Source organism: Sphingobium cyanobacteriorum (assembly GCF_030580935.1).
Taxonomy (GTDB): Bacteria; Pseudomonadota; Alphaproteobacteria; order Sphingomonadales; family Sphingomonadaceae; genus Sphingobium; species Sphingobium cyanobacteriorum.
Map to the genome: position 1 here is coordinate 63,937 of NZ_JAUQOM010000002.1, position 13,619 is coordinate 77,555.

At 65.1% G+C, this 13,619-nt stretch carries 13 protein-coding genes; 4 read left to right on the forward strand and 9 right to left on the reverse strand.

The features are described from left to right. The 5 genes from dut to Q4610_RS05140 are packed head-to-tail and all read right to left on the reverse strand — an operon-like array spanning position 1 to position 4,819. A complete protein-coding gene (gene dut, locus Q4610_RS05120) occupies positions 1 to 456 on the reverse strand; it encodes a dUTP diphosphatase (protein ID WP_304534935.1) in 456 nt (151 codons plus the stop codon). Next, positions 431 to 1,705: a bifunctional phosphopantothenoylcysteine decarboxylase/phosphopantothenate synthase gene (locus tag Q4610_RS05125; protein WP_304534936.1), complete on the reverse strand. Its 1,275-nt coding sequence runs from the start codon at positions 1,703 to 1,705 to the stop codon at positions 431 to 433. The genes dut and Q4610_RS05125 overlap by 26 nt, the downstream gene beginning before the upstream one ends. Beyond that, positions 1,702 to 2,535 carry a nucleotidyltransferase domain-containing protein gene (locus Q4610_RS05130; RefSeq protein WP_304534937.1) on the reverse strand — a complete coding sequence of 278 codons (834 nt, stop codon included), beginning with the start codon at positions 2,533 to 2,535 and terminating at the stop codon, positions 1,702 to 1,704. The genes Q4610_RS05125 and Q4610_RS05130 overlap by 4 nt, the downstream gene beginning before the upstream one ends. Before the next feature lie 6 nt (positions 2,536 to 2,541). Further along, on the reverse strand, positions 2,542 to 4,080 hold the full coding sequence (gene ubiB, locus Q4610_RS05135) for a 2-polyprenylphenol 6-hydroxylase (protein ID WP_304534938.1): 1,539 nt from the start codon (positions 4,078 to 4,080) through the stop codon (positions 2,542 to 2,544). 7 nt (positions 4,081 to 4,087) lie between these two features. After that, entirely contained in the window at positions 4,088 to 4,819 is a 732-nt protein-coding gene (locus tag Q4610_RS05140; protein ID WP_304534939.1) for a class I SAM-dependent methyltransferase, read from the reverse strand. Positions 4,820 to 4,901: 82 nt separating this feature from the next. Here Q4610_RS05140 and mutM point away from each other — a divergent pair, with 82 nt between their 5' ends. The 4 genes from mutM to Q4610_RS05160 all read left to right on the forward strand — a co-directional run bounded on the left by mutM (position 4,902) and on the right by Q4610_RS05160 (position 8,577). Next, positions 4,902 to 5,714, forward strand: a complete 813-nt coding sequence (gene mutM / locus Q4610_RS05145) for a bifunctional DNA-formamidopyrimidine glycosylase/DNA-(apurinic or apyrimidinic site) lyase (RefSeq protein WP_304534940.1) — start codon at positions 4,902 to 4,904, stop codon at positions 5,712 to 5,714. A 116-nt stretch (positions 5,715 to 5,830) separates the two neighbouring features. Then, positions 5,831 to 6,094 (forward strand): 30S ribosomal protein S20, encoded by a 264-nt coding sequence (gene rpsT, locus Q4610_RS05150; protein ID WP_304534941.1) that lies wholly within the window; start codon positions 5,831 to 5,833, stop codon positions 6,092 to 6,094. A 423-nt stretch (positions 6,095 to 6,517) separates the two neighbouring features. Next, positions 6,518 to 7,924: a chromosomal replication initiator protein DnaA gene (dnaA, locus tag Q4610_RS05155; RefSeq protein ID WP_304534942.1), complete on the forward strand. Its 1,407-nt coding sequence runs from the start codon at positions 6,518 to 6,520 to the stop codon at positions 7,922 to 7,924. A gap of 44 nt (positions 7,925 to 7,968) precedes the next feature. After that, on the forward strand, positions 7,969 to 8,577 hold the full coding sequence (locus tag Q4610_RS05160) for a peptidylprolyl isomerase (RefSeq protein WP_304534943.1): 609 nt from the start codon (positions 7,969 to 7,971) through the stop codon (positions 8,575 to 8,577). Between the two features lie 48 nt (positions 8,578 to 8,625). Here the strand turns inward: Q4610_RS05160 and Q4610_RS05165 are convergent, their stop codons facing one another. The 4 genes from Q4610_RS05165 to murJ all read right to left on the reverse strand — a co-directional run bounded on the left by Q4610_RS05165 (position 8,626) and on the right by murJ (position 13,599). Next, entirely contained in the window at positions 8,626 to 9,858 is a 1,233-nt protein-coding gene (locus Q4610_RS05165; RefSeq protein ID WP_304534944.1) for a dicarboxylate/amino acid:cation symporter, read from the reverse strand. Positions 9,859 to 10,053: 195 nt separating this feature from the next. Then, complete coding sequence (locus Q4610_RS05170; protein ID WP_304534945.1) at positions 10,054 to 10,713, reverse strand: DUF4136 domain-containing protein; 660 nt, start codon at positions 10,711 to 10,713, stop codon at positions 10,054 to 10,056. A gap of 288 nt (positions 10,714 to 11,001) precedes the next feature. Then, positions 11,002 to 12,006, reverse strand: coding sequence for a tryptophan--tRNA ligase (trpS, locus tag Q4610_RS05175; protein WP_304534946.1), 1,005 nt, complete (start codon positions 12,004 to 12,006; stop codon positions 11,002 to 11,004). Between the two features lie 18 nt (positions 12,007 to 12,024). Continuing rightward, positions 12,025 to 13,599, reverse strand: coding sequence for a murein biosynthesis integral membrane protein MurJ (gene murJ / locus Q4610_RS05180; RefSeq protein WP_304534947.1), 1,575 nt, complete (start codon positions 13,597 to 13,599; stop codon positions 12,025 to 12,027). Positions 13,600 to 13,619 lie beyond the last annotated feature (20 nt).

Below are 13,619 nucleotides of genomic sequence, written 5' to 3' on the forward strand. Positions count from 1 at the left end.
TTACACTCCTGTCGAACCGAAGCCGCCCTGCCCCCGGACGGTGTCATCCAGGCTATCGACTTCCGCGAAGCTGGCAAGCTGCACCGGCGCGACCACCAGTTGCGCGATCCGGTCACCGCGCGCGATTGCGAAGGGGGCATCGCCCAGATTGATGAGGATGATCTTCAATTCGCCGCGATAATCGGCATCGATCGTGCCGGGCGTGTTGGGCAGGCTGATGCCATGTTTGAGCGCCAGGCCGGACCGGGGACGCACCTGCACCTCATAGCCTTGTGGAATGGCCATGGCGAAGCCCGTCGCCACGGCATGGCGGCCGCCCGGCGCGAGCACCAGTTCCTCGGCCGCCACCACGTCCATGCCCGCCGCATGAGCGGTGGCATAGGCGGGGACGGGCAGGCCTTCGCCATGGGGCAGGCGCTTGATCTGGATTTCAATCGGCGGAAGGGGCGAGGACATGGGCGACCTTTGCAATGAGTTTGTCGGCGACCGCGCCTTTGGGCAGGGTCGGCCAGGATTCGATGCCGGCGGCGGTGACGATCTGAACGGCGTTGGCGTCGCCGCCCATCACGTCGCCCGACACGTCGTTGGCGACGATCCAGTCCGCGCCCTTCTTCGCCAGCTTGGCCTGGGCATGGGCGGCGATCTGCTGCGTTTCGGCGGCGAAGCCGACCAGTAGCGCGGGGCGATTGGCGTGATGGCCCAGGGTCGCGAGAATGTCCGGGTTCTCGACCAGGGCGAGCGGGGCGGGCTGGCCGGAGCCGTCCTTCTTGATCTTCTGGCCGGCGGCATCGGCGGCGCGCCAGTCGGCGACGGCCGCAACCATGATCGCGGCGTCGGCGGGCAAGGCGGCCTCGACCGCAGCCAGCATCTGCCGCGCGGTTTCGACATCGATACGGGTCACGCCGGCAGGCGTGGGCAGATGCACTGGCCCTGCCACCAGCGTCACCCGCGCGCCGGCCCTTGCGGCGGCGGCGGCGATGGCGAAGCCCTGCTTGCCCGATGATCGATTGGCGATGTAGCGTACCGGGTCGATCGGCTCATGCGTCGGCCCGGCGGTGATGAGGATATGGCGGCCCTTAAGGGAGCCGTTCGTTTCGCGCGGGTCGGGAACCGACCGCGCATCGCTGGCGAAATCGGGCTGGTCCGCCAGCGGATCGACGCTGCGCGGCATCGCCAGCAGGCGTTCGATCTCCGCCGCGATTGTCTCCGGTTCCGGCAGTCGCCCCTTGCCATATTCGCCGCAGGCCATTTCGCCATCCTCCGGCGTCATGATGTGGACGCCATCGGCATGGAGCCGCTCCAGATTGCGCTGCGTTGCCTTGTGATGCCACATGCGCACATTCATCGCCGGCACCGCCAGCACCGGCTTGTCGGTGGCCAGCAGCAGCGTGGTGGCCAGATCGTCGGCAATGCCGTTCGCCATCTTCGCCAGGATATTCGCGGTCGCGGGTGCGACCACGACCAGATCGGCCTGGCGACTAAGCTGGATATGGCCGATTTCCTGTTCGTTCTTCAGGTCGAACAATTGGGTAAAGACATGATCCTCGGTCAGCACGCCAAGGCTGAGCGGCGTGACGAATTGCTGCGCCGACGCCGTCAACACCGCCCGCACCGCGATCCCGCGCTTGCGCAGCGTGCGCACCAGTTCGAGCGACTTATAGGCCGCAATACCGCCGGAGATGATGAGGAGGACGCGCTGGGTCATGGCATCGGTGCATATCGCCGGATTGCCACTCGGAAAAGCGCTTCCGCTGCTTCCTTGGCATTATGGTTCAATGTCTTGCTGCGCGGCGCGAATATGTCGCGCGCCGTAGTGAACTCGGAATCGACGAAATTGCGAATGGGACCGGGCAACGGCGCACTCCCCATTTCTTTCGATGTTGCCTTCAGCTCGATCAGTTCGGATGTAATGCTGGCCACCTCTACCGGTGGTTGGCATTGCGCCATCAATGTCGGGAAATGCATGGGGGCGACACCTGCGTCCGGGTGAAGCCGCATCCATCGCAGCGCGGCTGCCGGGCGCAGGGCATAGAATAGCTTCTTCAACGCAACGTCTTTATCGTCAGAAAAATAGGCTTTTCGCTGACCTTCGCCCAAATGCAGATAATGGCGTGCAACGGCATCGCGATCCGTGAAGCGGCGGGCCAGGTCCAGCAATTCTTCGCGCATCCAAGGATCGCCGCGATAGGCGATAGGCGACGTTAGCCACTCGATGACGACGGCATTGCCCTTGAGCAGCAATTTTATCGCCTTGCCCAAATCCCAGCCGTTCACGTCCAGATCGCCTTCGAGCGGTGTTTCGATCACGTCCCGACGAACCCAAGGTGACAGATAATCATCCACCTGCCGCACAAACAGGAAGCGGCAGTCATAGTCGCTGTCCGGCGATGGAAAGCCCCACGCCCGGCTACCGCTTTCGATGGCCCAGGCTATCACAACGTGATCATCGATTTCGATGGCGTCCAAGCGGGCATCGATCTGCTTAACCGTCACCGGATCAAAGCTGGCAGGAATGGTTCTGATATGGTTGTCCATCCGCTGTCAGATAGCGGATGCCAGCCACATCACGCCAGCCCCCGCCGCCGCCGCGACCGCCGCCACCAGCGCATAGCGCCAGCCGCCGCCCACGCGGATCAGTTTGATTTCGCTCAACGGGGGCGGGGGCGGGGCGCCGCCCTTTTCGGGGAAGGCGTCCTCGATCCGCTTCACCAGCCCCGGCAGCCGTTGCAGCGTGCGCCAGTTTTCGATCAGCGTATCGGCGGCCTTCGCCTCCGGCCCCAGCTCGTCGCGCAGCCAGTTCTTCACATAGGGGCCGCTGGTTTCCCACAGGTTGATGTCGGGGTCCAGCGCGGTCGCCACGCCCTCCACCATCACCATCGTCTTTTGCAGCAGCAGCAGATGCGGCTGGGTCTGCATGTCGAAATCGCGGGTGATGGCGAACAGCCCGTCCAGCATCCCGCCGACCGACAATTCGCGCACCGGCTTGCCGCGCATCGGTTCGCCCACGGCGCGCAGGGCGGTGGCGAATTCGGCGACATTATGATGGGCGGGCACATATTGCGCCTCGAAATGGATTTCCGCCACGCGCTTGTAGTTGCCGGTGATCAGGCCGTAGAGAATTTCCGCCAGCCACATGCGCGCGCGCCGGTCGATCCGGCCCATGATGCCGAAGTCGATCGCGACGATATCGCCATCGGGGCAGACGAACAGATTGCCCTGATGCATGTCGGCATGGAAGAAGCCTTCGGCGATCGCCTGCCGCAAAAAGGCGTTGACCAGCCGGGCAGCCAGATCCTTCACATCATGGCCCGCCGCGATCAGGCCGTCGCGATCGGCGATCTTGATGCCGTCGATCCACGCCATCGTCATGACCTTGCCGGTCGTGCGGTCCCAGTCGATCGCGGGGATGCGGTATCCTGGCATCGCCTCCATCGCTTCGGCCAGTTCCGACGCCGACGCCGCCTCGCGCCGCAAATCCAGTTCGCGCGCGGTCCAGCGCTTCATGTTGGCGATCACCAATCGCGGGCGCAGCCGGGCGATTTCGCCGCCCAGCATCTCGACATGGGCGGCGGCCCATTCATAGGTCTGGATGTCCCGATTGAACTTTTCGATCACGCCGGGACGGATCACCTTGACCGCCACGTCGCGGCCATCGATGGTGAGCGCGCGATGCACCTGCGCGATCGATGCGGCGCCGACCGGCACTTCGTCGAAGCGGCTGTATATCTGCTCCAGCGGCCGCCCGAAACTCTGCTCGATCTGCGCGCGGATCGTGTCGAACGGCACGGGAGGCAGGGCGTCCTGCAACCGCAACAGGTCGTTTGCGGCATGATCGCCGACCAGGTCGGGCCGGGTCGCCAGCGTCTGGCCCAGCTTGATCGCGGCCGGGCCGATCGCCTGGAAGGCGTCGGCATAGCGTGGCTGCTTGGGCACGCGCGCACCGAACCGGGCGATGCGGACCAGGCGACGCACCGGGCCGGGGGTCAGCGGATCACGCTCGATCCCGGTCAGCGCGCCATGCCGCGCCAGCGTCCGGCCCCATTTCAGGAGGCGCCAGATATGGGTGATGTGGGACGTCATGCGGGCTTCAAATCTTCCAGCCGCTATGGATCGCCACCAGCCCGCCCAATATCGGCTCGACCTTCGTGTTCACGAAGCCCGCGTCGCGGATCATCCCTTCGAATTTGGGCATGGGCGGGAAGCGGCGGATCGATTCGATCAGATAGCGATAGCTGTCGGCGTCATTGGCGAACAGCTTGCCCAGTTGCGGCACCAGTCTGTGCGAATAAACGTCATACACGTCCGAAAAGCCGGGCCAGGTGGTGGTCGAAAATTCCAGGCAGAAGAAGCGCCCGCCATATTTGAGCACGCGATGCGCCTCGGCCAGGGCCTTGTCGATATGGGTCACGTTGCGGATGCCGAAGGCGATCGTATAGGCGTCGAACGCGCGGTCGCCAAAGGTCAGCTCTTCCGCATTCTGTTCCGACCAGATCAGCCCGTCATAGCCTTTCTTCTGCGCCCGCTCGACGCCCACGGCGAGCATTTGCGGGTTGATGTCGGATACGGTGACATGCGCGCCATATTTGTGCATCCTAAACGCGATGTCGCCGGTGCCGCCCGCCATGTCGAGGATCTGCTCGCCGGCGCGGGGTTTTACCCGGCGGACGAACTGGTCCTTCCACAGCCGGTGCGCGCCGCCGGACATGGCGTCGTTCATCAGGTCATATTTCGCCGCGACATTGGAAAAGACTTCGCGGACCATGCCCTGCTTTGCAGCGGCATCGACGTCGCGATAGCCGAAGGATGCTGTGTCGTTCATGGAGAAGTCCTCTAGACAGAGATTGCGCGCCATTCCAGCCATGAAGCTGGTTATTCTCCTCCCGCTTTCCTAGATGTCCTTCATGCCGGAACTTCCCGAAGTCGAAACCACCGTCGCGGGCCTGCGGTCCGTTCTGCAGGGCAGCGTGCTGACGCGGGTGGAGCCGCGCCGCGCCGACCTGCGCTTTCCGATCCCGGTCGACCTGCGCCAGCGGATGACCGGCGCGACCGTGACGGGCCTGTCGCGTCGCGCCAAATATGGCCTGATCGAAACCGATCGCGGCGACATGATGATCTTTCACCTCGGCATGTCGGGCCGCTGGCGAATCGACCCGGCGGAGATCGGGACGCATGATCATCTGCTGCTGGAAACGGCCGGCGGGCGCGTGCTGGCGCTCAACGATCCGCGCCGCTTCGGTTCGATCGATCTGGTGCGGACGGAGGCGTGGCAGGCCTATGCCCCCTTCACCCGCATGGGGCCGGAGCCGCTGGGACCCGCCTTCGACGTGGCGATGCTCGCCGCCGCGCTCAAGGGCAAGGCGACCTCGATCAAGGCGGCCCTGCTCGACCAGCGCGTCGTTGCCGGGCTGGGCAATATCTATGTCTGCGAAGCACTGAACATGGCGGGCATCGCGCCGACTCGCCCGGCGGGGAAGATCGGCCGGCCCCGACTCGCCCTGCTGGTCGCGGCGATTCGCGATGTGCTGTCGGCCGCGATCGTGGCGGGCGGCTCCACCCTGCGTGATTATGCCCGGCCCGATGGCGAACTGGGCTATTTTTCCAAACAATGGCGCGTATATGGGCGCGAAGGCGAATCCTGCCCGTGTGGCGGCGCGGTCCAGCGCCGGATCGACGGCGGGCGATCCACCTTTTTCTGCGCGCAATGCCAGAAATAGCGCGGGTCCGGGTGGTTGACGCCTGCCGCGATCCCCTGTAAGGGGCGCACCTTCATGAGGCAGTCCGGTGTTCCGGTCAGTCTCCTCCCAAGATCTGACGAGAACCGAGGAATAGAATGGCCAATACGCCGCAAGCCAAGAAGCGCATCCGCCGCAACGAACGTCGTGCCGCCATCAATGGCGCCCGCATCAGCCGGATTCGCACCCTGGTGAAGAAGGTGGAAGCCGCCATCACCGCCGGCGACAAGGATGCCGCCGCTACCGCGCTTCAGACCGTGCAGCCTGAACTGGCCCGTGGCGTTGCCCGCGGCGTGCTGCACAAGAACACCGCCGCGCGCAAGTTCGGCCGCCTGACCAAGGCTGTCAGCGCGATCGCCTGAACCCCCTGGGGTCATGACGGACGAAAAGGCCCGCTCCGGTCTGCCGGAGCGGGCCTTTCGCCGTTTGTTCATCAATCGGTCATCTTTGTGCAATGACGCTTTTCCCGCGATTCGACGCGCTGCGGTATAAAATTGCCCAAATAAATGGCTGAAATCCGCCGGAAATTTCATTCTCCTTCGATTTCGGCGGCTTTGCTGAGTCAACGGCTTTATTTCACTTTTTTGAACCGGACTGCCCTTGATCCGGCGAACCCCCCCTGTCTATTTTTGAACTCCGGCCACCGTCGAATCACCTTGAGGCGGCCGTCATGTGAGATCGTTTGTCGCATTGAACTCGGAAGGGCAGTGGCTTTTCCGATCGAGTGTCTTGCGTCGAATTTCCTGGCCGGACGGGGGGCGTTGTTGGTGGGGAATGCAAAGAATATGAAGGATGAAGTGCGCGTGGTTGCTTGGCAGGACGGAGATGTTGTTCAGGCCGATACCGGCCTGGAATCCGCCTGGACCGGCATTCGCGCCGGGCTGCGCCGCGATGTCGGCGCGCGCATGTTCGACCAGTGGCTCAAACCTGTGCGCTTGGGCGACTATTGCCGCGAATCACAGACGCTCGACCTGCTGGTCGCCAGCGACTTCAGCGCCAATTTCGTGGCGGGCCAGTTCGGCGACCGGCTGCGCATGGCGTGGCGCAGCGCCGCTGTCGGCGTGCGCGAGGTGCGGCTGCGCCGGGCCCCGGACGCCACTGGCCCGCGCCTGCTCGAAGTCGTGCATGTCGAACCGGCATCGCCCGTCGCCGCAGTGGACATGCCTGTCGCGTCCAATTTCCTGCCGCGCCACGGCTTTGCCGACTTCATCGTCGGCGACACCAACCGGCTCGCTTTTTCCGCCGCGCAGGCCATGGCAGGCGAGGCGCAGCCGCGCTTCACGCCGCTGTTCATCCATGGCGGCACCGGCCAGGGCAAGACCCATCTGCTCCACGGCATCGCGGCGGCCTTTTCCGCCCATTCGCCCTCCGCGCCGGTCCTCTACATGTCGGCCGAACGATTCATGATGGAATTTGTGAACGCGATGCGCGCCAATGACACGATGGCGTTCAAGGCCCGGCTGCGCGCGGCCCGGCTGCTGCTGATCGACGACATTCAGTTCATCGCCGGCAAGGGATCGACGCAGGAGGAGTTTCTCCACACGATCAACGATCTGATCGACACCGGCGCGCGCATCGTCGTGACCGCGGACCGGGCGCCGCAAATGCTCGAATCGATCGATGCGCGCATCCTGTCGCGGCTGGCCGGTGGCCTTGTCGCCGACATTCAGCCGGCCGGCCTCGACCTGCGGCTCGCCATCCTCGAATCCAAGCGCCTGGTGGCGGGCGATCCGCCGGTGCCCGATGCGGTGATCGATTTCCTCGCCCGCGCGATCCGGTCGAATGTGCGCGAACTGGAAGGCGCCTTCAACAAGCTGGTCGCCTATGGCCAGTTGACCGGCCGCGCGATCGATCTGGATTTCGCGCAAGGGATGCTCGCCGACGCGGTGCGCGCCAATGCGCGGCGCATCACCGTGGACGAAATCCAGAAGGCATGCGCCGCCCATTTCAAGATCGACCCGTCCGAAATGCGCTCCAAGCGCCGTGCCCGCGCCGTCGCCCGGCCGCGTCAGGTGGCGATGTACCTGGCCAAGAAGATGACGCCGCGTTCGCTGCCCGAAATCGGCCGCATCTTCGGCGGGCGTGACCATAGCACGGTGATTCACGCCGTGCGGACGATCGAAGCGCTGCGCGAAACCAACCCGGACATGGATGCCGACGTGCGCGCGCTCCAGCGCCTGCTGGAGGGCTGACAGGCCCCACTGGCGCTGGCCGCAGGACAGGCTAGGGTAAGGGCATGATTCGCGCTCTCCTGCTTCTGGTCGCCGCTTTCCTTGGCCTTGCCACTGCTACGGCCCAGACCCTGCAACCCGCATCGGCGCCCGGCGATGTCCATGTTGTGCTGGAAACGGACAAGGGCCGCATCATGGTGGCCGTTCATGGCGACAAGGCGCCCGTCACCGCCGCCAATTTCCTGCAATATGTCGATCAGAAACGGTTTGACGGCACGCTATTCTACCGTGGCGTGGGCGCGGCCGACTATGGCTTCGTCCAGGGCGGGGCGCAAAATGATCCCAAGCGGATATTGTCGTCGATCCCGCATGAACCGACCAGCCGGACCGGCCTTGTCCATGATGATGGCGCGCTGTCGATGGCCCGCTATGCGCCCGGCAGCGCGACGGGCGATTTCTTCATCGTGCTGGGCCGGATGCCGGCGATGGATGCCCATCCCGATGCGCCCGGCGACAATCAGGGCTTTGCCGTTTTCGCGCATGTGGTCGAAGGGCTGGACGTGGTGAAGGCGATCCTGGCCGCCCCCAAGTCCCCCAGCGCAGGAGAAGGCGTGATGAAGGGGCAGATGCTGGAAGCGCCGGTGAAGATCGTCACCGCGCGGCGGGCACCGTAAGGCGGGATTATTAGCGTCGCGCTGTTCCCGCGCAGGCGGGAACCCAGTTCATGCCTTGGCCTCACCCGCCTGATCCAATATCCGCGCGACCCCCATATCCGCCGTCACGTTGCCGACGGTGCGGAAAATGTCCGGCACCGTCTCCACTGCCAGCAGCAGGGGCAGCGCTTCCACCGGCACGCCCATCGCCAGGCAGATGGGGCCTGTGGTGGTGAAGAAGGTGATCTGGCTGGGCAGGCCGACCGCCGCCAGGCTGACGATCGCCGCGACGGCCACCCCCATCACCAGTTGCGCGGGGCCGAGCGCCACGCCGTTCATCGCCGCCACATAGAGGGCGACGCCCAGATTGGCGGGCGGGCTGGTGATGCGGAACAGCGAGATGGCGAGTGGCAGGACGATGCTGCGCGTCGTTTCGCGTACCTTGAGCGGTCCGTCGCTCGCCCGGATCATCGCGGGCAGCGATGCGATCGAGCTTTGGGTTGAAAAGGCGATGGCCTGGGCGGGCAGGGCGGCGCGCAGGAAACGGCTTGGTGCGATCCGCCCGGTGATCACCACCAGCGGATAGACCAGCAACGTCACCAGGACGCAGAGCAGCACGATGAAGCCGATATAGTGAAGCAGCGCCCCGGCGGTGGCCAGGCCCGATCGCGCGCCCGCCACCAGCGCCAGCGCGAACACGCCGACCGGGGCCAGCCACAGCACCCAGCCGACCAGTATCAGCAGTGCGTCGGCCAGCGCCTGGAAAAAGCCGGTCAGCAGCGCACGGCGCTCCGGCGCGATGCGGGTGACGGCAAAACCGAACAGCAAGGCGAACAGCACCACGGCGACCACCTGCCCCTCGCTCGCGGACCGGATCGGATTGACCGGGATGAAGCCTAGCAGCCATTCCGCCGACGGCCGCACATCCGGCACGTCCGCCGCTGGCCCGGCGCCAGCCAGCGCACCGACCGCGCCGGGCGGCACGGGCCACAGATGGAGCAGCAGTGGCCCGGCCAGGGCCGCCACCGCCGCCGCACCGACCAGCAGCAGCGCGAACAGTGCGATGGCGCGTCCGGCCAGGCCGCTGGTCCGCGCCGTGGTCGCCGCCTGTGCGATGCCCGTCACCAGCAGCGCGAAGATCAGGGGGATGAGCGGCATCTGCAATCCGCCGAGCCACGCCTTGCCGACCGGCTGGGCGATCGCGACGGCCTGCGCTTCCCATGTCCCGCCCCATTCGGTCAGGGCGATACCGCTTGCCAGCCCCAGCGCGAGCGCGATCAGGATGCGGACGGTCAAGGACATGAAGCTTGGCAATCCCCCGGCGGCGCTGCCTGCATGACAACGCACGGGGAGCAGGCTATCCGCTACAGGGGCGTGGGGAACAGCGAAAAATAGGACAGGATGCGAATCGTGCAGACCCTCCCTGATCCATAATGCCAAAAGCCCGGCGCTCCATCGGGAGCGCCGGGCTTTGGATCGTCCTGGTCAACCCTGGCTTCAGCCCTTCTTTTCAGGTGGCAGGGTGATCTTCACGCTTTCCCCATTCTGACCGGGAAAATTGGTGAACATCGCGTCGATCAGGTTGGGGATCAGGTAGGTCAGCTTGTTCGACAGCGACTGGGCGCTTGCCTTGCCTTCGAAAAGGCGGCGATTATCGGCCGCGCGGTCGATCTTCATGCTGAGGTCGCTGGTATAGACGGTGTAGCTCGACACGTCGTTATAGCCTGCTCCGCCGAACAGCCAGGGATCATAGAAACCATAGCCCCAGGGGCGGCCCCAATAGCCGCCATAACCGAATCGACCACCCCAGCCAGGGCCCCAGCCCGGACCAAAGCCACCGCCGGTCGATCGCACCTTTTCCCGGCCATTGTCGACATCATAGGCGACACGCACGATCAGGTCGGCGCGGGCCGGGTCGCTGGCCGGGACATAGCCGGTCTGGGCCAGCCGCTGCCCGACCATGTCGGCATAATGGGCGAACTCCAGCCCGCCGGCGAGCTGCGGATTGTCCGCGACGATGGTGTAGCTTTGCCCGGCGGGGGCGGGGAGCTGTTGGAAACGGGCGACATCGGCCTTGAAGCCGGTGGTGCATCCCGACAGCGCCACCAGCGCCAGAGCAGGCGCCGCAATCAGGCCGAACTTCTTGAAACGGGTCATTTTTCTGCGTCCTGTACCAGGCATGAGCCTTCAACCATCATTGCGCCCTGCGATAGCAAAACGCAACTGAACATCGTTTGAACGCGCGAACCGACCGAACGGGCGCAAACCATGTTCGTGTCATTAGGACGCTGCCGCAAGGGCATTTCCGTCCTGTCATGGGAAAGGGCGACAAAGCGCTTTGCCAGGACGACAGGGCTTGATTTGCAAAGGACATGGGGCCGCCCTTGCGGACAACCCCATGTCCTGGTGCATCAGTCAGGGTTCAGTGCGGCACGCCCCGGCGTGTCAGCGCATCAGCCCCATCGCATCATAGGCCGCGCGCAGCGTGGGTTCCGCCGCCGCCGCCGCCCTGGCCGCGCCCTTGTCCAGGATCGCGTCGAGCGCGGCGTCATCGGTGCGCAGGTCCAGGAAGCGTTCGCGAATCGGGCGCAGCGTCTCGACCAGCAGCTCGCCCAGCGCCGGCTTGAATGCGCCGAACCCCTTGCCCGCGAACGCGGCGCACACCGCATCGGGCGTCATGCCGCGCAGGGTGGCGTAGATGCCGATCAGGTTGCCGGCTTCGGGTCGCCCTTCCAGCCCGGCTGCCGTTTCGGGCAGTGGTTCGGGATCGGTCTTGGCCTTCTTCACCTTGTTCATGATCGCGGCGTCGTCATCGGTCAGGTTGATGCGGCTCATGTCGCTGGGATCGGACTTGGACATTTTTGCCGTGCCATCGCGCAGCGACATGATCCGTGCCGATTCCTTGGGGATGATCGGGGCGGGCAGGGTGAACAGGTCCACGCCGAAATCGCTGTTGAACTTCGCGGCAATGTCGCGGCACAGTTCCAGATGCTGCTTCTGGTCCTCGCCCACCGGCACATGGGTGGCGTTATAGAGCAATATGTCAGCCGCCTGGAGCACCGGATAGACGAACAGGCCGATCGAGGCGCCCTCGCGGTCCTTGCCGACCTTGTCCTTGAACTGGGTCATGCGGTTGAGCCAGCCGATCCGCGCGGTGCCATTGAGCAACCAGCACAGTTCCGCATGGGCGGGCACCCGCGCCTGGTTGAACAGCACGCTGCGGTCCGGGTCGATTCCCGCGGCGACCAGCGCGGCGGCCATGTCGCGGACATTGCGGATGCGCTGGTCGCGGGCCTCATGGACGGTGATCGAATGCATGTCGGCCAGGAAGAAGAAGCACTGGCTCTGGCTGTCCATCTCATCCTGCATCCGCACCCAGTTGCGGATCGCCCCAAGGTAGTTGCCAAGGTGCAGATTGCCGGTCGGCTGGATGCCGGAAAGGACGCGCATGTCTGTATCCGTTCTTATTCAGGTTGCACTTTTGCGGCGCATCAGCGCCTTAATGTCGGACAGCCGATAGGCGCCCGTAACGAAGGAGGCCAGCCCGTACAGCGCCACGCCCGCGCCGACAAGCAGGGCCAGCGCGCCATAGCGCTGCACCATCGCGCCGGTCAGCCAGGGATCGAGCAGCCCCTCGCCCGTCCACAGGGCCACCCCCATGATCAGCGCGGCGAGCGCCAGCCGGGGCAGGCGGCGGCGCAATCCGGCATCGGCGGTGAAATGGCCACGCCTGACCAGCGTGCGATAGAGCATCGCGACATTGACGGTGGAGGACAGGGCGGTCGCCAATGGCGGGCCGATATGGCCCAGGGTCGGGATCATGGCGAGATTGCCGATGATGTTGATGACGATCGACAGCATGGCATAGCGTACCGGCGTTTTCGTGTCGCCGCGCGCATAATAACCGGGCGTCAGCACCTTCACCAGGACGTAAGATGGCAGGCCGATGGAGAAGGCCGACAGCGCCCAGCCGCAGCGCATCGCGTCCTCTGCGGTAAAGCGGCCATATTGGAACAGCCCGCGCACGATCGGTTCCGCCACCACCAGAAAGGCGACGGTCGCGGGCAGGGTAAGGAACAGGGCGAGTTCGATGCCCCTGTTCTGCGTCTCCATCGCCGCCGCATCCTCACCCTTCGACAACATGCGCGAAATGGTGGGGAGCAGGATGGTGCCCAGGCCAATGCCGATCAGGCCCAGCGGCAACTGGTTCAGCCGGTCGGCATAATAGATATAGGTGATCGAACCGGACGCCAGCAGCCAGCCCGACAGGGCGGTGGAGACAAGCAGGTTGATCTGCGACGCGCCAGCCCCCGCGGCCGCCGGCAAGATCTTGCGCAGCAATTCGCGCGCATCCTTGTCCAGGCGCGGGCGCTTCAACCTCATCGACACGCCCGCGCGCCGGCACGCCCAGATCAGCCAGAGCAGTTGCAGCGCGCCGCCGATCGTCACCGATATCGCCTGCACCCGCGCCGTCTCATATTCGTCCGCGCCATGAAAGACCCACAGGCCCACGATCATCGACAGGTTCAGCAATATCGGCGCGGCAGCATTGACCCAGAATTTGTCGAGCGAATTCAATATGCCGCCCAGCAGCGAGGCCAGGCTGATCAGCGCCAGATAGGGAATGGTGATGCGCGAGAGCATGACCGCGAAGGCGAATTGCTCCGCGCTCGGATTCTGGCGCGCAAAGCCGCCAGACAGTGCCCAGGTGATCGGCCAGGCGGCGGCGATCAGGATGGCCGTGAACAGGATCAGGACGGGTAGCAGCACCGCGAGCGCCCGCTCGGCGAAATCATAGCCGGCTGGCAATCCGCCCTCGCCCGCCGCCCTTTTGTTGAATAGCGGCACGAAGGCGGCGGCAAAGGCGCCCTCGGCAAAGAGCGCGCGGAACATGTTGGGCAGGCGGAAGGCGACGCCGTTGAACGCATCCGACGCAAAGCCCGCGCCGACATAGCGCGCCGCCAGCGAATCGCGCACCAGCGCCAGCACCCGGCTGGCCAGCGTCAGTCCGCCCACCGAACCAAGCGCGCGGACCAGTTTCATGCAATCCTCCGTTCGGGCTG